Below are 18,376 nucleotides of genomic sequence, written 5' to 3'. Positions count from 1 at the left end.
CGGCGGCAACAGAGCTAATGCCGTGGCAGGTCCGGGAGGCCAGGGAGGAAACCCAGCGCAGCGCGTGCCTTGCCGATGCCGGGCTCCGCCCAGTGCGCCGCATATTCGGCATTGCCACTCAGGGACCTCAGCTCGGCCCGGTCAACATACAGCGTCCCCTGGAGGTGATCGGTCTCGTGCTGGACGATCCTGGCCTGCCAGCCGGTAAACTCCCTTTCGGCCGGCAAGCCGCCAGGCTCAACGAAGTTCAGCCGGACGCGTTCTGGTCGGACCACCACGGCCTGCAGGCCGTTCAGCGAGAGGCAACCTTCGAAAAAGGCAGCAGCCTGCGTGCCCACCGCACGGTAACGCGGATTCAGGACCGCGAGGAACTCGAGCGGTGTCCGGTTCCGCACGGCCGCAGCTTCCGGATCGACGTCGAACTTGTCCTCCATGACCGCGAGCTGGAGGGGGATGCCCAACTGCGGGGCGGCCAGACCAACTCCGGGGGCTTCGTGCATCACCCGCCGCATCAGATCAATGAGCTGGTCCAGTTCGCTGGACGTTATCTGGCCCTCAAAAGCGGCCGCCTGCTGCCGCAGCACGGGATGTCCGGCCTGCACGATCGGCGGCAGTGGTCCTGCCGCAAGGATTTCCTGCACGGTCTCCTGGATGCGGGCGGGACTGAACGGCGTCGGCAACGATGCGTGACTCATGGGGAACAGCCTAGCGGCGCAAAAGAAGCGGCTGCAGCAGCCATCGGTTAGTGTCGGTTCCATGGCTGAAGAGACGTCGTCGGAAAAACCACCGCTGGAACTGGTCCTTGATTTTGTCCGGACTTTGGAGGCGGGAGGCGTGGGTGCCGACATCCGGCCCTTCCTGGCGGACGGGTTTGTCCTCGTTGAGGCGCCGCACCTGCTGGCGCCCGAAGGTTCAACCCGGAGCCGCGATCAGGTCCTGGCGGGTGCCGATCACAGCGGCGGCGTCGTTGCCAACCAGAAGTTCGAGATCCGGCGGACCACCTGTGAACAGGGGCGCGTTGTCCTGGAGGCTGACTGGTCGGCGACGTCCCTGATGGACTTGCGGTATTGGGATGCCGGGGAGACCATCCGGGCGCGCACGTCATCTGTTTTTGAGGTCCGTGACGGGCTGATCGTGAGCCAGGACAGCTACGACTGCTACTTCATCGGTTCCTGAACGCCACCTTCAAACGGCCCGCTCCGCCCCGGCTGCGTGAGGACCTCACTGCATCGACCTCACTGCATCGTGAAACGGCGCGCCACTGCCCTGTTGAGTGGCTGCACGGAAGCGACCGCCCCCATGGCGAAGTTCCTCAGGCGGAGCCATGGCCCCGTAAGAGGACGCCCCAGCATCATGTTGACTTCGGACTGCCGGCGCGCAATACCTGCTGCCCGGCGGCGCAGGACCTCAAAGTCCCGAAGGCGGCGCTCAACGGGCCCGCCCGCCATGGCGCCACAGATGATGGGCGCCAACGCTTCGCCGTCCAGCCATCCGAGGTTCATTCCCTGGCCCCCGATCGGGCTGACCTCATGGGCGGCGTCACCAATCAGCACAGTCCTGCCGGCCACCATGCTGCGTGCCAGAGCCGAGCGGACACTGAAGCTGCTGAGCATCGTACTGCTGCCGGCATCGAGGCCTATTCCAGTCCGTTCCTGCACCAGGGAAGCAAGGTCTGCGGCGGAGGCAGTGCGGGGCTCGCCGATTCGGACGACCCAGCGCCGTAAGCCACCGGGCAGCGGGAAGGACTCCACGATCCCGCCTTCCTCCAGGAACAGGACGGCGTCCGTGCCAAAAATCCCGGCGTCGGCGAAATCTCCCATGACATAGTGGTCCGGGTATCGTCTCGCGGTCACCGGAATCCCCAGCAGCTGGCGCACCGTGGAGTGGGTGCCGTCCGCAGCCACGGCGAGTGCGGACGCCAGCTGCGTGGAGGCCCCGCCGGAAGTCACTGCGAGAGCCAGCCTGTCGCCGTCGTCCGTTATTCCAGTGACGCGGGCGCCCCTGGCCAGCGCCGTGGGATCCAGGTCCTGTACACGGCGCTCAAGGTGCGCTTCCGTGCTGCACTGCGGCAGGGACAGCACAAAGGGGAAGTCCCGTGAAACCGATTCAAACGACATAGTGCCCACAAGTTTCCCGCCGCTGTAGGCCCGGCCGCGGCGGATCGGCACCCCGTCAGCGACCAGAGCCCGGGCAACCCCGGCGCGCTCAAGCGCAGCGAGAGCGGGCGGATGGATGCCTATGGCGCGCGAATGCCGGTCACGCTCAAACCGTTGTTCCAGTACACGGACACCCACGCCTTCCTGCAGCAACAACGCGGCCAGGTAAAGGCCCACCGGGCCGCCGCCCACTATCGCCACGTCAGTCATGGGGTTCCTTGCGGCAGACCAGCAAGTGGTGGAAGGCAGAACTGGATTCCACATGCCAACCCGGCGGAGCCAAAGCCTCAAGTTCCTGCTGCGTATAGCTGCGGCGAATGGAGGTGAGGCCGTCTTCCCGGATAAACGAACCACGGAAAGGCAATGCGGCAACGGAGAACAGTGCATAGGCAGCCGGGCTGCGGCGCAGGTCGTTGTGCAGCACCTTCGTGCGCGCGAGTTCCTGCGAGTCTGACAGCAGTTGCTGCAGCTCGGCCGGTTGAAGGTGGTGAAGGACATGGTTGGAGATGACTACGTCGAAGGTCAGTCCTTCCCCGAGGAGCTCTGTGGTGTGCGCGCGCCGGAATTCGACCCCGGGAACAGGCGGGCGGGAGGACGCGAAAGCATGGGCGCGCCCGTCAGGATCTATGCCGGTGACGTGCAGCCTCAACCCGTCCTTGGCCGCCCACCGGGACAGTCGGATGGCGAGGTCGCCACCGCCGGAGCCGACGTCCAGCAAGGTGGTGGTACTCCCGGCGTGTAGTAGGGGTCGAATTTCCCGCACATACAGCCGGTGCCAGCCTGATAGTGCGCCGTTGACCAGAGCGAACTGCCGGTAGGTCCGTTCCAGCCGGTTTGGATCGCAGTCAGGCAAGTCCATCTTTTCAACAGCATCGGAGGCGCGTCGCCGCATCAACCACACCTGGGGCTCAAGCCAGCGAAGATTCTGCGGCTTTTTCCCCTACGGCTGAGGCAGCTGAGGGCATTCGTCCTGTGCCCTGCCGCAATTTGGTGAACAGGCCGGTTTCCACCGTAAGCCCCGGGCCGAAAGCCATGGAGCAGATACGCTCGTCACCTCCGTCCAACGGCTGGTCGAGGATGTATTTGAGGACGAAGAGGACAGTGGCGCTGCTCATGTTGCCATAGTTCCGCAGCGTCTCCCGTGCCGGCACGAGTTGCTCATCGGTCAGTTCCAGCCTCGATTGGACCTTGTCCAGGATGCTCCGGCCGCCCGGGTGGATGCCCCAATGCTGGATTTCACGGTAGGGGAGTGCCTGCACTGACGGGTCGCGGGCGAGTAGGGGCTGCAGTGCCCCGATGATGTGGTCATCAATGATGTGGGGCACGTAGTTTCCCAGGATCATTTCGAATCCGTGATCGCCGATATTCCAGGCCATGGATTCCTCGCCCACGGGTGTCAGCACGGTTTCAAAGTGGTCTAACTGCATCAGCGCAGGGGCGTCCGGTGCTTCGCGGGCGGTGACGACGGCGGCCGCTGCGCCGTCTGCGAAGAGCGCCGACCCCATGATGGTGTCAGGATCGTTGGAGGTTCGGACGTGCAGGGAGCAGAGCTCGGCGCAGACAACAAGGACCACCGCCTCCGGATCGGCTTCACAAAAGGATTTTGCGGCACGGAGGGCAGGAAACGCCGCGTAACAGCCCATGAACCCGAGGTGGTAGCGCTGTACGGAAGGGTCCAGCCCCAGCGCGCGGACGATCTTATAGTCAGGGCCAGGATTGTAGAACCCGGTGCAGGAGACCGTAATGAGGTGGGTAATCTCCTGTGCTGCCAGGTCCGGGCAGGCGTCGATGGCGGACCGTGCAGCCTCGATGAACAGCTTGGTGGCTTCGCGGCCGAATATCTCATTGCGGACTTTAGTGCTGGGGTTCAGCAACAGGCTGGTTGCCGGGTCGAAGAACTGCGGATCATCAGCCCGGAAATCCCTCGTCATCTCCTCGACGGCGGTGTAGCGGGTGTCGATTGCCGCCGAGTCGAAGCATGTGCTCACCAGCCTCGAGCCAAGACGGGTCAGTCCGGGCTGGGCGGCGAAAACGTCACGCGCTTCTGTTTGAACCAGCATCGTTGGCGGGACAGCTGTTTCCAGGGAACGCACATAGACCGTCATTGGCTTATTCTTGGCGAGGTCCGCGGATATGACAATGGGTCGGGTCGCGGGAACGGCCTCTGAAGAGCGCAAATACCCTTCGACAGAGTGGGGGAAGCTGGTTAGATAGACCCAGGGCACGCTGCAGGGGGCTGCCGGGGCGCCGCCGCGCGAAACCGCGGTAAAACAGGGAGACAACAATGAGCATCGCCACGAGGTCGGAGAAGCAGTCGTCTGAACTGCACGTTGCCGACAGCCATGATCTGATCCGCGTCCAGGGCGCGCGGGAGAACAACCTGAAGGACATCAGCATTGAGATCCCCAAACGCCGTCTGACGGTGTTCACCGGTGTCTCGGGATCCGGGAAGAGCTCGCTGGTGTTTGCTACCATCGCCGCGGAGTCGCAGCGGATGATCAACGAGACCTACAGCGCCTTCGTGCAGGGGTTTATGCCGTCGCTGGCGCGGCCCGACGTGGACTTTCTCGAAGGACTGACGACGGCGATCATCGTCGACCAGGAGAGGATGGGAGCCAACCCGCGCTCCACGGTGGGCACTGCCACTGATGCCAACGCGATGCTCCGGATCCTCTTCAGCCGCCTGGGCAAGCCGTATGTTGGGCCACCCACAGCCTTTTCCTTCAACGTCCCGACGCGGAAGGCCAGCGGCGTGATGAGCACCGAGAAGGCAGGCGGCCGGGTGGAGAAGGCCGTAGTCCAGAATGCTGTCTATCTGGGCGGCATGTGTGCTCGCTGCGAGGGCATGGGTTCGGTCTCCGACTTCGATCTCACCGCACTGTACGACGACAGCAAGTCGCTTGGCGACGGTGCACTAACCGTCCCCGGCTACAGCATGGATGGATGGTACGGCCGGCTGTTCGAGGGAATGGGCCTGCCGATGGACAAGCCGATTGCCACTTTCACGAAGAAGCAGCTTGAGACGATGCTGTACGCCGAACCCACCAAGATCAAGGTTGAAGGCATCAACCTTACGTTCGAGGGCATCATCCCCAAGATCCAGAAGTCCATGCTGTCCAAGGACGTCGAGGCGATGCAGCCACACGTGCGGCGCTTCGTGGAGCGCGCCATCACTTTCCAAGCTTGCCCCGAGTGTGAGGGAACGCGGCTGAGCCCTGAGGCCAGGTCCTCGAGAATCCAGGGCAAGAACATCGCCGACCTCTGCGAGATGCAGATCAGCGACCTGGCCGAATGGGTCCGCGACTTCGACGAACCGTCGGTGGCGCCGCTGCTCAAAGGCCTGCGGCACCTGCTCGACTCGTTCGCAGAAATCGGGCTCGGCTATTTGTCGCTGGACCGGCCGGCCGGGACGCTGTCCGGGGGAGAGGCCCAGCGGACCAAAATGATCCGCCATCTCGGGTCCTCCCTCACTGACGTTACCTATGTCTTCGACGAGCCGACCATTGGCCTGCACCCGCATGACATCGAACGGATGAACCAGCTCCTGCTGCAGCTCCGGGACAAAGGCAACACCGTACTCGTCGTGGAGCACAAGCCTGAGACCATCGCCATAGCCGACCACGTCGTCGACCTGGGTCCGGGTGCTGGAACCCAAGGCGGCAGCGTTTGCTACGAGGGAAGCCTGGAGGGGCTGCGGGGGAGCGACACCATCACCGGTCACCACCTCGACGACCGGGCGGCTTTGAAGGACGCGGTCCGTTTGGCCACCAGCAAACTGGAAGTCCGCGGCGCCTCCACCCACAACCTCCAGAACGTGGACGTCGACGTCCCGCTCGGCGTGCTCTGCGTCGTGACCGGTGTCGCCGGCTCGGGAAAAAGCTCGCTCATCCATGGCTCCGTGGCGCAACGCGACGGCGTCGTGGTGATCGATCAGGGTGCCATCAAAGGCTCACGGCGCAGCAATCCGGCCACGTACACCGGGCTGCTCGAGCCAATCCGCAAGGCGTTCGCTAAGGCAAACGGCGTGAAACCGGCGCTTTTCAGCTCCAACTCCGAGGGCGCCTGTCCCACGTGCAACGGCGCCGGCGTCATCTTCACGGAGTTGGGCGTCATGGCCACCGTCGAATCCACCTGCGAGGACTGCGAAGGCCGCCGGTTCCAAGCATCAGTGCTGGAGTACACGCTCGGCGGGCGAAACATCTCCGAGGTGCTGGCAATGTCCATGACGGAGGCTGAGGCCTTCTTCAGCGACGGCGAGGCGAACACGCCTGCCGCCCACAAGATCCTCGACCGGCTCGTCGACGTGGGGCTCGGTTACCTCACGCTCGGACAGCCACTCACCACGCTCTCAGGCGGTGAGCGTCAACGCGTCAAGCTGGCCACCCAGATGGCTGAGAAGGGCGACGTTTACGTACTCGACGAGCCCACCACCGGCCTCCACCTTGCCGATGTCGAGAACCTGCTGGGCCTCCTGGACAGGCTGGTTGATTCCGGCAAGTCCGTGATCGTCATTGAGCATCACCAGGCGGTCATGGCGCACGCTGACTGGATTATCGACCTCGGTCCCGGTGCAGGTCACGACGGCGGCAAGATCGTTTTCGAGGGTACGCCCGCCGAGCTGGTGGCCGCCCGTTCCACGCTGACCGGCAAGCACCTCGCGGCCTACGTCGGTTCCTAGGACTGAACAGCCAACGGATTAAGCCGGACTGAGTTATCTCAACTTGGGCCTGTGCCCTGGCGAGCATCAGACGCGGTCGAGCTCCTCGTCGAAGCGGTCGCGTGCCGCCTCAATGTGCGGCATGTTCTGCTCCGCCCACTCCAGCAGCACGTCAACCGGGTGGCGGAGCGTCTTGCCGAGCGGGGTAATCCGGTAGGTGACGGCGACCGGTCGCGACGAGGTCACTTCACGTTCGACGATGCCGTTGCGTTCCAGCCGCCGGAGCGTCCCGGTGAGCGATTTCTGCGTGACCTCCGGGACGGCGCGGCGGAGCTCGTTGAAGCGGGAAGGCCGTTCGCACAGCTCGTTCAGGACGCTGAGCGACCACTTGTCGAGCACCTGGTCGAGGAGGTCTCGGTGCGCGGTCGCGATGCGGAGCTCGGTGGGGGTATCCATGGTGAAACCTGGTCTCGTTGAAGTGTCCTCTGGCGCCTAAGTATCTTGATGATACCTAGAAATGGGCACCATGACGATACACATTGGACGAGAAGAGGAGTTTCGATATGACGGTCCAACGCTTTACCCCTGAGGGCATGCTTCAGCCGGTCCCGTACCACCACGTCGCCGTCGGCACGGGTGCAAGGCACGTGCACGTCAGCGGGCAGGTTGCGCGCCAGGCCGATGGCACGCCCGTCGCGGTGGGCGATTTGGCGGGGCAGGTCGCGCAGGTCCTGCGGAACACAGCCACAGGCCTGTCAGGTGCCGGCGCGACGTTTGCGGACGTGCTGCGGCTAACGTTCTACGTCACGCAGTGGCGGCCCGAGCGGATCGGCGACTTCATGGCCGGCGTGGAAGCCGTCGCCGACGAGATCGGCCTCGAACTCCCGATGCCACCCACGTCGCTCATCGGCGTTGAGGCCCTGTTCGAGAAGGACGTGCTCGTGGAGGTCGAGGCCACCGCGCTCGTCGACTGAGGACGGAAAGCCCAGTCGGTGTTGGAGTGCGAGGGGGTGGGTCGTGGCCAAGTTTGCGGCGAGCTTGTAGCGGCCAGGTCCACCCTGACAGGCAACCACTCTGCGGCCTGCGCCAGTTAGGCAAATAACAGGGGTGGTGAAGCCGGGTTGAGTTATGTCAACCTGGTGCGGCCGCGAGATGTCAGTTCGAGGCAATGGTCAACGGCCGCATTGCCTCGAACTGCCATCTCGCACGCATCCCGGCGGCTCAAACCGTACGGCGCGTATTTAGAAGATTTGAGTCGGCATTGAAGGCTGAAATTAGTGCGTGGACTCTAGCTCGGTGGTGTCGACTCGTGCCTGACCGGCAGTTCTCGCATCCACTTCCACTCCAGTGCTTTTTACGCCGATAATCTACATTATGTAAAGTAAAACGTGATTATCGCATCTGGTGCACGATCGACCTTCCTCGCCCGTTGCCACCCGGCACCCCCGCGAGTGCCCGCGCCTCTCGTCGCCGAAATGCTCGGCTTACAGCATCGATCGATAGCCACTCCCTAGAGATCTGCGACGGGCCTCACGGATGGCAGCCCGACTACTGGAGACAATTGTGGCAACAAAGGAAGAATTGCGACGGAGGCTTCAACGCATCCTCCGCTGGTCCCTTCCAATAGTGGTCATCATGCTGATCTCCACCGTCCTAAGCCTCGTTGGTGTCGATTCGGAGCCTTGGCTCTGGACTCGGACCATTCTCTTCGGCATCGCAGTCCTCGTAATGGGCGCCCAAATAACCAGATTCTCGCTATGGCAGAGGGACGAGTACTGGCGAGAACGAGGAAGAGATCCTAAACATCCGGAGCGGTTTCCGTCGGCCGACGCTGAATAGTTCCACCGCGTATCTCATCAGATGAATCATTCAGGCCCTGCAGCTACCCAGGTCACCCCAAAAACACGGCGCTGCCGAGCTTTGGTCCCGCTACATTGCCAAGCGACTAGGATCAGCGCGAGAGGCCGCGCTGTATCGGGCCAAGACATCGTTACAACCCGGAAGTACTAGTGATGATCAGGATCATGATACTTGTGACGTTCCTGATATTCGGATACTCGCTGGGCTGGAGCGGACGCTTCAGACTGGATCTGAAAAGTGGTTCGACAACGGAACTGGTCCTAGAGACCATACATCTCGGGCTGATGGCGCTACTTGCGGTCTTCATGTTTGCGTTGCCACCCATGACTGACTTTCATGGTCGTCCTGAGCTTGCCTACTCCTCCGGAGCTGTACTAATAGCAGCCCTCGCGCTCTTCAATCTCAAAACGAAAAGCCTTATCCTGTCGCTCAGTCCTGCGTCGGGCTCAAGGGCGAAGCCGGTGCCAGAGCAGCGTCGGACTAAATGGCCATATTCCTTTGCGTGGGCCACAGGCTACTTTCTGGCTGCATGGTATGTGGCAACGATTTACGCAAAGTTCGTGTGAGCGTCGCGCCCGTGTGAACCCGGCGTTTCACAAGCGCACCGTCCGGCCAACCATCCCGCCAGCCCTGTATGGAGTCCTTCACTGCGGCGTGGTGGTCTTCGAATAGTGCCGAATTGAATATGCACACTTACCAGTAGGACTCTGCGTATCTCATCAGATGAATCAATAAGCCTGGAACATCCCCGTCTTCCTCAGCTGCAGCACCGTGGGTCCCCGCACAACTAAGGTCGGTCTTGTGACGGGTGGTCTGCACGGTTTCTCCCCGGGGACGTGGCCGAGTGCAGCGCGTGTTCCGAATTCATGATCGCGATGCCCCGACGACACGCAGGAGGTGACCCGACTGGAACGGTTTCTGATACTGCTGGCCATAGTCCTAGCTTCAGTGGCAGTCTGCACAGCCGGACGCTATCGATACCCCATCAAAGAAGGATCCCGAGCAGATCACTTCTTCGAACGGCTCCAGTTGGCAGGGAACGTAGTCGCCATCGGAGTGGAACTCCTGCTTCCCGCCGTCACAGGTTTTCTTGGTCAGCCCTTGCTGGCCTACGCGGCCGCAATCCTCCAAGTTTTCGCTGTGAGCATCTTTCGAGTCCAGCTGCCGCCAATTCGGCCGGTCCGCCCCGGGACGGCAGCGAAGCACTCAGTAGGTGAACCTGAACTTCGCCGCACTCGATGGCCCTACCAAACGGCCTTCGCACTGGGATACGTCCTGCTCCTTGCTTACGTGGCGTCCATATTCGGTAGCTATTTCTAATAGCCGGTGGCAGCGAGGAACGATCGGGAAACCGACAGCTAAGCGGGATCTGCAGCGCCCAGCGCCCGCATAGGACTCGGCGGCTCGCCATGCCCAAAGCCTGCCTCACCGGCAACATCGACACCCCGCTGGTTGCCCAAATGCTCGGCTACAGCTACCGAGTCACCCAGAAACACGCCGCCGCAGCGGCAGAACCGTGGTCGCGTTACGCAAGCACAGAGATGGCATGGATAATGGCCGCACAGATACTCCGCTACTAGGGAGAACGCATGGCGCCCGGAACTATATTCGGCCTGGTACTGGTGGGGGCAGGAATCATTCTGTTCGCTATTTCAGCTGCCCTGACGGAACGGGTGGCGAGGATCCGCGTCGAGTGGTTTCAGCCAAATCTGAACCGGCTGGCATTCAAGCGGCGAAACGTCAGAATACTGCGGATCATGGCTGGGGCTTGGGTTGGGATCCGCGTCGCCATTGCGATCCTTGGGCTTGTCTCGGCCAGATAACCTCGGTGGCAGAGTTCCTCAACTGGCCATCACCAGACCGCTGGGCGGGACTATCGGCTCTACCGGTTAAATGCGGGCTCTGTAGCCAGCTGAGAATAGTTCTAACGTGCCGGGCACCGTTCGCTTCACGTTCGTCGTCGACGCGGTCGCGACGTCATGAGGCAGGTTGAGGAGCTCCGCTGAACGACACTCCTGGAATCGGCATCACCGCGTGCGGCCCCCGGTCGGTGGGTGGGCCGGCTCACCGTCGCGGTCGAACCCCGGCACCGACGACGGCTCCCAGACCGGCTCCAACGGCCACGCCAACAAAAGGACTGTCGAAATACGCCAGTCCAACAGCTATGCCAACGGCAGCTCCCAGCAGCGTCCCGATCCACAAAGCCTTGTTCATCGGTGCGTCACAGGAAGGCCGTTAGCCCTCATAGGCGCTTCGAAGTGCGGCAATATCCAGCTTGCGCATTCCCAGCATGGCCTGCATGGCGCGCTGTGAGCCCTCGGGATCCGGTCCGGCGATCAGGGACGACAGGACTGATGGGACGATCTGCCACGACACGCCATAGCGGTCCTTGAGCCATCCACACTGGCTCTCCGCTCCCCCAGTCGTCAGGGCCTCCCAGTAGCGGTCCACTTCTTCCTGGTCTGCACAGTCAACAACAAACGAGACAGCCTCGGTAAAGTTGGACGCCACTCCCCCGTTCAGAGCCAGAAACCTGCGCCCCTCGATCTCGAACTCGGCGGTGATTGCCTCCCCAGCCGGTCCGGGACCACCCTCGCCGTAACGCGACACGTCCAGGATCCTGCAATCATCAAAAACCGAGACGTAGAACTCGGCAGCCTCTTCGGCCTGGTTCTCGAACCACAGGCAAGTGGAAATCTTCTGCATGGGTGCTCCCTTCCGGCTTGAGCCTAGTCCGGGGGCGTTTATGGCACAACGGCGGGGGGAAGCCGGCTGACCAGACCCACAGTGTTCCCTTCAGAGTCCTTGATGAAGGCCATCCATTCGTCCGTTCCGGCGGGGCCCAGTTTGTCGTCAGTATGGTGATAAATCACCTGCGGCGGGGCAATAACTTCCACTGCCCTGTCCTGGAGTGACTCGATCGTGGAGCGGACGTCGGTGACCTCCAAATAGAGCACTGACGACGGCGCCCCGCGCTCGAGGAGCAGCCTGACGCCGTCGAGATCGAAAAACAGCAGCCCTGGCGGGTCATAGACAGCGGTTGGCTGCACCCCGAGCAATTGGGCATAGAAGGCGGAGGCGCGTTGCAGGTCCTTGGCCTGCTGGGCCACCTGAATTAAGCGCATGCTGCCTCCCTGGTGGTATGCCCACGGTCTTGTCCCTGCAATCTTCCGCAATCGGGAAGCAGGGAGCAACCATGGGTTCCCGAACGTCCTGGCCGCAACGCTAGGCTCGAAGTCATGACTTTCAAGACCTCTCCCCGCCCCATGTCCGGCAGCCGGCAGGCCGTCATCGCCGCAGCCCTGTCCGACGTGGTCCTGATCCTGGTTTTTGCGGCGATAGGGAGGGACGCGCACCAAAGGGGTGACATCGTCACAGGAGTGTTTCTCACTGCCTGGCCCTTCCTCGCCGGAGCAGCTCTCGCATGGATGTCGGGCAAGGTACGACGGCGTCCCTTGTCACTTTCAACGGGTGTGGCCGTGTGGCTCAGCGCCGTTGCCGGCGGCATGATCCTACGGGCTCTCACCGGCCAGACAGTGGTGGTGGCCTTTGTGATCGTGGCCTTGCTGAGCCTGGGACTCTTTCTGGTGGGCTACCGGGCACTGCTGGCTTTGGTCCGCAGGATGAGGAAGTCCTGAGGCAGGCGAAACAAGGGCCTGCCGCCGGTGGCCATGTAATAGGCTGGCAGCACTGACCAGTCTTGCCGGGCACTGCTACGGCGCAACAGATCCGGAAGGATTGAAGTGATCACCGCATTCGTTCTGATCAAAACAGACGCCGCCCGCATCCCTGAAACCGCCGAGGAAATCTCCGCGATCCAGGGCATCAGTGAGGTGTATTCGGTAACCGGGGAATGGGACCTGATTGCCGTCGCCAGGGTGGCCAAGCACGAGGACCTCGCCGATGTCATCGCCGACCGGCTCTCCAAGGTCCCGGCGGTGGTTCACACCACCACGCACATCGCCTTCCGCGCGTACTCCCAACACGATCTCGACGCCGCTTTCTCTCTCGGTTTCGAACAGTAGCGTCAAAAGTTAAATGAGCAGGGCCCGGCTTCCAGCCGGGCCCCGCTCATTTCCGGGCATTTCTAGCCGTGGCTCAGCGACACCCAGCGGTCGAGGACGGCCGCCGCGGCGCCCGAGTCCACAGACGCGGCCGCACGCGCAAGCGCTGAACGCATGCGCTCCAAAAAGTCGCCGTCAGCCGAAGGGTCAAAAGCCACGAGCCCGGCGGCGGCGTTGAGCAGGACCGCATCTCGGGCAGGCCCGGGATGGCCCGCAAGGACATCACGCACGACGGCGGCATTCACCTGCGCGTCTCCCCCGCGAAGCTCCTCCACGGTTGCGCGGCGGATACCCAGATCGGACGGCGAAAACATCAGCTCGGTCACGGCGCCGTCCCTAATTTCCCACACAGTGGACGGGCCCGTGGTGGTCAGTTCGTCAAGACCGTCATTCCCCCGGAAAACCAGGCCACGGCTGCCCCGGCGGGCCAGCACCCCTGCCACCAGCGGCGCCATCCTGGCATTTGCCACACCGACAGCCGAGGCCTGGACACCGGCAGGGTTGGTCAGCGGGCCGAGGAAGTTGAAGGCAGTGGGGATGGCCAGTTCCCTGCGCGGAACTGCCGTGTGGCGGAACGAAGGGTGGAACACCTGCGCGAAGCAGAAAGTGATTCCAGCCTCTTCGGCGTTCCGGGCAACCTGGCTGATGGGCAAGTCCAGCCGGACGCCCAGCGCCTCCAGAACATCGGCGGAACCAGAGGACGACGACGACGCCCGGTTGCCGTGCTTCACCACCTTGGCGCCTGCCCCGGCCGCCACCAGTGCGGCCATGGTGGAGATGTTTACAGTGTTCAGCTGGTCACCGCCGGTGCCCACAATGTCCAGCTTTTCACCGGAAATGTTGACGGGATTCGCGTGGCCCAGCATGGCTTCCACCAGGCCGGACAGCTCTTCCACGGTCTCACCCTTGGCGCTGAGCGCAACCAGGAACCCGGCGATCTGGGCGGGCGTCGCTTCGCCCGACATGATGGTGTCCATTGCCCACGCCGTGTTATCTGCAGTGAGGTCCGTGCCGCTGATGAGTGCCGAGATGAGCCGTGGCCAAGTATTGCCTGCCGCCGGTGCGGATGCGAGTGAAGTCACTCCCTGATGCTATCGAGCGACGCCGCGCCCTGACCAATGTGAACCCCTCCGGGAACTTTTCCCAGTGATTTCGCGTCTTTGTAGAAAAAGTCCCCCCAAAAGGCGGTTTGCGTTGGGAAGTACGGACTTTTATAGACATAATGTCTATGTGACATCTGCGACCCATGCCCCCAGTACCCCGGCGCACCCCACGCTGAACCGCCCCAATATGGTTTCCGTTGGAACCGTAGTGTGGCTCTCCAGCGAGTTGATGTTCTTCGCCGGTCTTTTCGCCATGTACTTCACACTGCGCTCCACGAGCGGACAGATGTGGGCGGAAGAGACGGCCAAGCTCAACTTCCCCTTTGCGCTCGTCAACACGATCGTCCTCGTGGCTAGTTCCTTTACTTGCCAGATGGGCGTCTTCGCCGCCGAACGGCTGCAGCCCCGCAAGACCGGCGGCCCGTTCCAGTTCTCCCGCTGGGGCATGAATGAATGGTTCACGCTGACCTTCCTCATGGGCGCATTCTTCGTTGCAGGCCAGGCCACCGAATACGCAATGCTCGTCTCCGAGCACGTCTCGTTGTCGTCCAACGCCTACGGCTCCGCCTTCTACATCACGACGGGCTTCCACGGCCTCCACGTCATCGGCGGCCTGATTGCGTTCCTCTTCATCATCGGCCGCGCGTTTGCAGCCAAGAAGTTCGGCCACTTCGAGGCGACGTCAGCGATTGTCACGTCCTACTACTGGCACTTCGTGGATGTCGTGTGGATTGGCCTCTTCCTGGTCATCTACGTCCTCAAGTAGCCACGCTTTGATTCTTTTTCTACAAGAGGCAGAATTTCAAGAAGCGGCTCTCGGAGCCGGCGCACGATCGAAAAAAGGAACCACCACGTGAAGGCACTCTCGCAAAAGCGGCGTCACCCACTAGCAGCAATAGCGCTGCTCCTGATGGGGCTACTCGTCACGGGTGGGCTCTACGCCGTCGCCACTACCGTCAACGAGGCGAAGGCATCCACCACGAGCTATAGCGCCAACGACACCGCGGAGGGCGAGAAGCTCTTTGCAGCGAACTGTGCGACCTGCCACGGCATGGGTGCCAGCGGCACGCAGGATGGTCCCTCCCTCGTTGGTGTAGGTGCAGCAGCAGTTGACTTCCAGGTCGGAACCGGCCGTATGCCGATGCAGATGAACGGACCGCAGGCTTACAAGAAGCCGGCCCAGTTCAACGACGAGCAGACCCACCAGCTTTCAGCGTACGTAGCCTCCCTGGGAGCCGGCCCGGCAATCCCTGAAGAACACCTGCTCGATGGCAAGGGCAACGCCGCCGAGGGTGGCGAGCTGTTCCGCGTGAACTGCGCAATGTGCCACAACGCCGCCGCAGCAGGCGGTGCCCTGACACGAGGCAAGTTCGCTCCTGCTCTCGCAGATGTTTCTGAGAAGCACATCTACGAGGCCATGGTCACCGGCCCGCAGAACATGCCGGTGTTCAGCGACGCCAACGTTTCCCCTGAAGGCAAGCGCGACATCATCACCTTCCTCAAGCAGATCGAGTCCAACGGCTCCCCCGGCGGCGCTGACCTGGGCTCCCTCGGCCCCGTGGCTGAAGGCCTGTTTGTCTGGGTTGCCGGTCTGGGCGTCATCATTGCGTTCACCATCTGGCTGACGTCCCGGACGTCCTAGGCGCTCCGCGACACATTAGAACTCCTGCTGATCCGTCAGCAGTTTGAAATTGCAAAACTAACTCGGCATACGCCGGGACGAGAGAAGGATGAGGCGAATTATGGGCAACCATAGTGACGGCAGTCCGAACCACTCGGGCACCGTAGCTACGGCTGGTCAGAATGAGGTGGAGAAGTTCCAGGATCCTGGGCTTCCTCCGCACCGTTTGCGCCTGGCTGACACGGACCCGAAGGCCGCCAAGCGTGCAGAACGGCAGGTCGCGCTACTTTTTGGCACCTCCGTTGTCGGCACACTGATCTTCCTGGTGGCATATTTCGCCATCGACCTGGGTGAAGGCGCCGACATCGCCACCATCCGGCTGCAGAACGCCCTGCTCGGCGTAGGCACCGCCTTCGCCATGCTTGGCATCGGTACGGGCATCGTGCACTGGGCGAAGGCCCTGATGCCTGACCACGAAGTCTCCGAGGAACGCCACGCGATCCGCACAGAGGACGACCGCCAGGCCGCAGTCCGCATCGTCGACGACATCGTTGACGAGACGGGCATCAAGCGCCGCCCGCTGATCCGCAACACCCTCCTGGGAGCTGTCGCACTGGCACCGCTGCCCGCCCTGGCCATCTTCGGTGACCTTGGCCCGCGCCCGGATAAGGCGCTGTCGCACACCATGTGGGCACCCGTGGAAGGCAAACTCAAGCGCCTTACCCGCGATCCTGACGGCACCCCCATCAAGGCTTCCGATGTCACCCTTGGCTCGGCCTTCCACGTTATTCCGGAAGGGCTCAACGAGCTCCATGAGGGAAAGCTCAACGAAAAGGCCAAGGCCGTTGTGCTCCTCATGCGCCTCGACCCCGCGTCGCTGAACCCGTCACCGGGCCGCGAAGACTGGGGCTACAACGGAATCGTTGCGTATTCCAAGATCTGCACCCACGTTGGCTGCCCCGTTGCTCTCTACGAGCAGCAGACGCACCACCTGCTGTGCCCGTGCCACCAGTCCACCTTTGACCTCACGAATGAGTGCAAGGTGATCTTTGGCCCCGCCAGCCGGCCACTCCCCCAGCTGCCGATCGCAGTTGATGACGAGGGCTACCTGGTCGCTACCAGCGACTTCAAAGAACCTGTTGGACCGAGTTACTGGGAGCGTGATGAGCATGAGCGCATCATCAACAGCTAAAGCCCCCGCCTTCGTCGCCACGACTAAAGCCGGACGCATCACCGATTTCGTGGATGCACGTGTGGGAGGCTCCGGAATCCTGCGGGAATTCGGACGCAAAGTCTTCCCCGACCACTGGTCGTTTATGTTCGGCGAGGTGGCGCTGTATTCCTTCGTCATCCTCTTGCTGTCGGGCACGTTCCTGACGTTTTTCTTCGACCCGTCCATGGCGGAAACGCACTACGACGGCTCGTACATTCCGCTGCAGAACGTCGAAATGTCCGTAGCGTACAGCTCATCGCTGGACATCTCCTTTGATGTTCGTGGCGGGTTGTTCATGCGCCAGGTCCACCACTGGGCAGCCCTGCTCTTCGTGGCGTCCATCGCAGTCCACATGCTGCGTGTCTTCTTCACCGGGGCTTTCCGCAAGCCCCGTGAAATGAACTGGGTTGTCGGCGGAGTCCTGCTGATCCTGGCCATGGCAGCCGGCTTCACGGGCTACTCCCTCCCCGATGACCTGCTCTCCGGCAACGGCCTGCGCATCATCGACGGCGTCATCAAGTCCATCCCGGTGATCGGTACGTACACGTCGTTCTTCCTCTTCGGCGGCGAGTTCCCCGGCACTGCCGTGATCGGCCGCCTCTACATGCTGCACATCCTGCTGGTGCCTGCCCTCATCCTGCTGATGATCGTGCTGCACCTCTTTATGGTGGTTGTGCACAAGCACACCCAGTACCCCGGTCCGGGCCGCAACGACGGCAACGTCGTCGGTTACCCCCTGGGTCCTGTCTACGCAGCGAAGGCCGGTGGCTTCTTCTTCATCGTCTTCGGCGTCGTCGCCCTCATGGCGGCCTTCTTCACGATCAACCCGATCTGGAACTACGGCCCGTACGACCCCTCACCGGTGTCCGCGGGTACCCAGCCTGACTGGTACATCGGCTTCGTTGACGGCGCACTGCGCCTGATGCCCGGCGTCATCGGCGACTTCCACTTCGAGTACGTCATCTTCGGCTACACGCTGACGCTGAACGTCCTGCTGCCAGCCCTGGTGCCGGCCGGCATCCTGTTCACAGTGATGTTCATGTACCCATGGATCGAAAGCTGGATCACCAAGGACAACCGCGAACACCACGTACTGGACCGTCCGCGAAACGCCCCCACCCGCACCGCCATTGGCGTGGCAGGCTTCGTTTGGTACTGCGTGATGTGGGCGGCGGCAGGCTCGGACCTCATCGCCACGCACTTCCATGTGTCGCTGAACGATGTCACCTACTGGCTCCGCGCGCTGTTCTTCATCGGCCCCATCATCGCGTTCATTGTTGCAAAGCGCGTTGCACTAGCCCTCCAGCGCAAGGACCGCGAAATTGCACTCCACGGCCGCGAAACCGGCCGCATCGTGCGCCTCCCTCACGGTGAGTTCATTGAGGTGCACGCTCCCCTGGATGAATACAAGCGCTACAAGCTGGTCGGCTTCGAGTCGCCGGTGCCGCTGCCTGCAGTCCCCAACGACCACGGCATCGTCACTCGCAAGGAAAAGCAGCGTGCGTTCCTGTCCAGGTGGTTCTTCGAGGACCGGGTAGCCCCGGCCACCCCCGCAGAGCTGGAGGCCGCCCACGGCCACCATGCACACCCTGCAGTGGAAGCTGCCGAGGAAAGCAAGAGCCTCAGCCACTAAGGGACACCTTCGGTGTCAACGAGAAAGGCCCGGTCCGTTTGGACCGGGCCTTTCTCGTTGATCGTCGTT

20 protein-coding genes are annotated in these 18,376 nt (G+C 62.4%); 12 read left to right on the top strand and 8 right to left on the bottom strand.

The genetic code is table 11. The annotated features are described in order from the left end of the window. Positions 1 to 14: 14 nt before the first annotated feature. Positions 15 to 695 carry a peptide deformylase gene (locus tag V9L17_RS09245; protein WP_337348253.1) on the bottom strand — a complete coding sequence of 227 codons (681 nt, stop codon included), beginning with the start codon at positions 693 to 695 and terminating at the stop codon, positions 15 to 17. Positions 696 to 756: 61 nt separating this feature from the next. Between V9L17_RS09245 and V9L17_RS09240 the strand changes: the two genes are divergently transcribed. Continuing rightward, positions 757 to 1,176 (top strand): nuclear transport factor 2 family protein, encoded by a 420-nt coding sequence (locus tag V9L17_RS09240; RefSeq protein WP_337351202.1) that lies wholly within the window; start codon positions 757 to 759, stop codon positions 1,174 to 1,176. A 59-nt stretch (positions 1,177 to 1,235) separates the two neighbouring features. Here V9L17_RS09240 and V9L17_RS09235 read toward each other — a convergent pair whose 3' ends face one another. From V9L17_RS09235 to V9L17_RS09225, 3 genes are read right to left on the bottom strand one after another with little or no spacing between them, the layout of a single operon-like run. After that, positions 1,236 to 2,366: an FAD-dependent oxidoreductase gene (locus V9L17_RS09235; RefSeq protein ID WP_337351201.1), complete on the bottom strand. Its 1,131-nt coding sequence runs from the start codon at positions 2,364 to 2,366 to the stop codon at positions 1,236 to 1,238. Beyond that, on the bottom strand, positions 2,359 to 3,015 hold the full coding sequence (locus V9L17_RS09230) for a class I SAM-dependent methyltransferase (RefSeq protein ID WP_443198023.1): 657 nt from the start codon (positions 3,013 to 3,015) through the stop codon (positions 2,359 to 2,361). Before V9L17_RS09230 ends, V9L17_RS09235 begins: the two co-directional genes overlap by 8 nt. Before the next feature lie 49 nt (positions 3,016 to 3,064). Then, on the bottom strand, positions 3,065 to 4,261 hold the full coding sequence (locus V9L17_RS09225; protein ID WP_337351199.1) for a type III polyketide synthase: 1,197 nt from the start codon (positions 4,259 to 4,261) through the stop codon (positions 3,065 to 3,067). 179 nt (positions 4,262 to 4,440) lie between these two features. Here V9L17_RS09225 and V9L17_RS09220 point away from each other — a divergent pair, with 179 nt between their 5' ends. Further along, on the top strand, positions 4,441 to 6,834 hold the full coding sequence (locus V9L17_RS09220; protein ID WP_337348248.1) for an excinuclease ABC subunit UvrA: 2,394 nt from the start codon (positions 4,441 to 4,443) through the stop codon (positions 6,832 to 6,834). 66 nt (positions 6,835 to 6,900) lie between these two features. Here the strand turns inward: V9L17_RS09220 and V9L17_RS09215 are convergent, their stop codons facing one another. Further along, positions 6,901 to 7,269, bottom strand: coding sequence for a winged helix-turn-helix transcriptional regulator (locus V9L17_RS09215; RefSeq protein WP_337348247.1), 369 nt, complete (start codon positions 7,267 to 7,269; stop codon positions 6,901 to 6,903). A 107-nt stretch (positions 7,270 to 7,376) separates the two neighbouring features. Here V9L17_RS09215 and V9L17_RS09210 point away from each other — a divergent pair, with 107 nt between their 5' ends. From V9L17_RS09210 to V9L17_RS09195, 4 genes are all read left to right on the top strand, one after another. Further along, positions 7,377 to 7,787 carry a RidA family protein gene (locus tag V9L17_RS09210; protein ID WP_337351198.1) on the top strand — a complete coding sequence of 137 codons (411 nt, stop codon included), beginning with the start codon at positions 7,377 to 7,379 and terminating at the stop codon, positions 7,785 to 7,787. Positions 7,788 to 8,825: 1,038 nt separating this feature from the next. Beyond that, complete coding sequence (locus V9L17_RS09205; RefSeq protein ID WP_337351197.1) at positions 8,826 to 9,239, top strand: hypothetical protein; 414 nt, start codon at positions 8,826 to 8,828, stop codon at positions 9,237 to 9,239. A gap of 843 nt (positions 9,240 to 10,082) precedes the next feature. After that, positions 10,083 to 10,253 carry a hypothetical protein gene (locus V9L17_RS09200; protein ID WP_337348244.1) on the top strand — a complete coding sequence of 57 codons (171 nt, stop codon included), beginning with the start codon at positions 10,083 to 10,085 and terminating at the stop codon, positions 10,251 to 10,253. Positions 10,254 to 10,262: 9 nt separating this feature from the next. Further along, positions 10,263 to 10,496 (top strand): hypothetical protein, encoded by a 234-nt coding sequence (locus tag V9L17_RS09195; RefSeq protein WP_337351196.1) that lies wholly within the window; start codon positions 10,263 to 10,265, stop codon positions 10,494 to 10,496. 412 nt (positions 10,497 to 10,908) lie between these two features. Here the strand turns inward: V9L17_RS09195 and V9L17_RS09190 are convergent, their stop codons facing one another. Together V9L17_RS09190 and V9L17_RS09185 are read right to left on the bottom strand one after the other, a co-directional pair. Beyond that, positions 10,909 to 11,379, bottom strand: a complete 471-nt coding sequence (locus tag V9L17_RS09190) for a VOC family protein (RefSeq protein WP_337351195.1) — start codon at positions 11,377 to 11,379, stop codon at positions 10,909 to 10,911. 38 nt (positions 11,380 to 11,417) lie between these two features. Next, positions 11,418 to 11,798 (bottom strand): VOC family protein, encoded by a 381-nt coding sequence (locus V9L17_RS09185; protein ID WP_337351194.1) that lies wholly within the window; start codon positions 11,796 to 11,798, stop codon positions 11,418 to 11,420. A gap of 114 nt (positions 11,799 to 11,912) precedes the next feature. Here V9L17_RS09185 and V9L17_RS09180 point away from each other — a divergent pair, with 114 nt between their 5' ends. Together V9L17_RS09180 and V9L17_RS09175 are read left to right on the top strand one after the other, a co-directional pair. Continuing rightward, positions 11,913 to 12,311, top strand: a complete 399-nt coding sequence (locus tag V9L17_RS09180) for a DUF3054 domain-containing protein (RefSeq protein WP_337351193.1) — start codon at positions 11,913 to 11,915, stop codon at positions 12,309 to 12,311. A 105-nt stretch (positions 12,312 to 12,416) separates the two neighbouring features. Continuing rightward, positions 12,417 to 12,698, top strand: a complete 282-nt coding sequence (locus V9L17_RS09175; RefSeq protein ID WP_337348239.1) for an Lrp/AsnC family transcriptional regulator — start codon at positions 12,417 to 12,419, stop codon at positions 12,696 to 12,698. Between the two features lie 62 nt (positions 12,699 to 12,760). Here the strand turns inward: V9L17_RS09175 and trpD are convergent, their stop codons facing one another. Next, complete coding sequence (gene trpD / locus V9L17_RS09170) at positions 12,761 to 13,819, bottom strand: anthranilate phosphoribosyltransferase (RefSeq protein ID WP_337348238.1); 1,059 nt, start codon at positions 13,817 to 13,819, stop codon at positions 12,761 to 12,763. Between the two features lie 148 nt (positions 13,820 to 13,967). Between trpD and ctaE the strand changes: the two genes are divergently transcribed. From ctaE to qcrB, 4 genes are all read left to right on the top strand, one after another. After that, entirely contained in the window at positions 13,968 to 14,606 is a 639-nt protein-coding gene (gene ctaE, locus V9L17_RS09165) for an aa3-type cytochrome oxidase subunit III (protein ID WP_436473916.1), read from the top strand. Between the two features lie 87 nt (positions 14,607 to 14,693). Beyond that, positions 14,694 to 15,482: a cytochrome bc1 complex diheme cytochrome c subunit gene (qcrC, locus tag V9L17_RS09160; RefSeq protein WP_337348236.1), complete on the top strand. Its 789-nt coding sequence runs from the start codon at positions 14,694 to 14,696 to the stop codon at positions 15,480 to 15,482. Between the two features lie 100 nt (positions 15,483 to 15,582). Continuing rightward, complete coding sequence (gene qcrA, locus V9L17_RS09155; RefSeq protein WP_337348235.1) at positions 15,583 to 16,653, top strand: cytochrome bc1 complex Rieske iron-sulfur subunit; 1,071 nt, start codon at positions 15,583 to 15,585, stop codon at positions 16,651 to 16,653. Continuing rightward, positions 16,631 to 18,307: a cytochrome bc1 complex cytochrome b subunit gene (gene qcrB, locus V9L17_RS09150; RefSeq protein WP_337348234.1), complete on the top strand. Its 1,677-nt coding sequence runs from the start codon at positions 16,631 to 16,633 to the stop codon at positions 18,305 to 18,307. The genes qcrA and qcrB overlap by 23 nt, the downstream gene beginning before the upstream one ends. Positions 18,308 to 18,376: the final 69 nt, after the last annotated feature.

Origin of the sequence: Pseudarthrobacter sp. CCNWLW207 (assembly GCF_037203945.1) — a bacterium.
In the GTDB taxonomy this organism is placed as follows: domain Bacteria; phylum Actinomycetota; class Actinomycetes; order Actinomycetales; family Micrococcaceae; genus Arthrobacter.
This window is presented reverse-complemented; position numbering and strand designations above follow the sequence as displayed.

Bases quoted from the DNA above. Each gene is read 5' to 3' on its own strand.
- V9L17_RS09245 (WP_337348253.1), bottom strand. From the start codon at position 695: ATGAGTCACGCATCGTTGCCGACGCCGTTCAGTCCCGCCCGCATCCAG.
- V9L17_RS09240 (WP_337351202.1), top strand. From the start codon at position 757: ATGGCTGAAGAGACGTCGTCGGAAAAACCACCGCTGGAACTGGTCCTT.
- V9L17_RS09235 (WP_337351201.1), bottom strand. From the start codon at position 2,366: ATGACTGACGTGGCGATAGTGGGCGGCGGCCCGGTGGGCCTTTACCTG.
- V9L17_RS09230 (WP_443198023.1), bottom strand. From the start codon at position 3,015: ATGGACTTGCCTGACTGCGATCCAAACCGGCTGGAACGGACCTACCGG.
- V9L17_RS09225 (WP_337351199.1), bottom strand. From the start codon at position 4,261: ATGACGGTCTATGTGCGTTCCCTGGAAACAGCTGTCCCGCCAACGATG.
- V9L17_RS09220 (WP_337348248.1), top strand. From the start codon at position 4,441: ATGAGCATCGCCACGAGGTCGGAGAAGCAGTCGTCTGAACTGCACGTT.
- V9L17_RS09215 (WP_337348247.1), bottom strand. From the start codon at position 7,269: ATGGATACCCCCACCGAGCTCCGCATCGCGACCGCGCACCGAGACCTC.
- V9L17_RS09210 (WP_337351198.1), top strand. From the start codon at position 7,377: ATGACGGTCCAACGCTTTACCCCTGAGGGCATGCTTCAGCCGGTCCCG.
- V9L17_RS09205 (WP_337351197.1), top strand. From the start codon at position 8,826: ATGATCAGGATCATGATACTTGTGACGTTCCTGATATTCGGATACTCG.
- V9L17_RS09200 (WP_337348244.1), top strand. From the start codon at position 10,083: ATGCCCAAAGCCTGCCTCACCGGCAACATCGACACCCCGCTGGTTGCC.
- V9L17_RS09195 (WP_337351196.1), top strand. From the start codon at position 10,263: ATGGCGCCCGGAACTATATTCGGCCTGGTACTGGTGGGGGCAGGAATC.
- V9L17_RS09190 (WP_337351195.1), bottom strand. From the start codon at position 11,379: ATGCAGAAGATTTCCACTTGCCTGTGGTTCGAGAACCAGGCCGAAGAG.
- V9L17_RS09185 (WP_337351194.1), bottom strand. From the start codon at position 11,798: ATGCGCTTAATTCAGGTGGCCCAGCAGGCCAAGGACCTGCAACGCGCC.
- V9L17_RS09180 (WP_337351193.1), top strand. From the start codon at position 11,913: ATGACTTTCAAGACCTCTCCCCGCCCCATGTCCGGCAGCCGGCAGGCC.
- qcrA (WP_337348235.1), top strand. From the start codon at position 15,583: ATGGGCAACCATAGTGACGGCAGTCCGAACCACTCGGGCACCGTAGCT.
- qcrB (WP_337348234.1), top strand. From the start codon at position 16,631: ATGAGCGCATCATCAACAGCTAAAGCCCCCGCCTTCGTCGCCACGACT.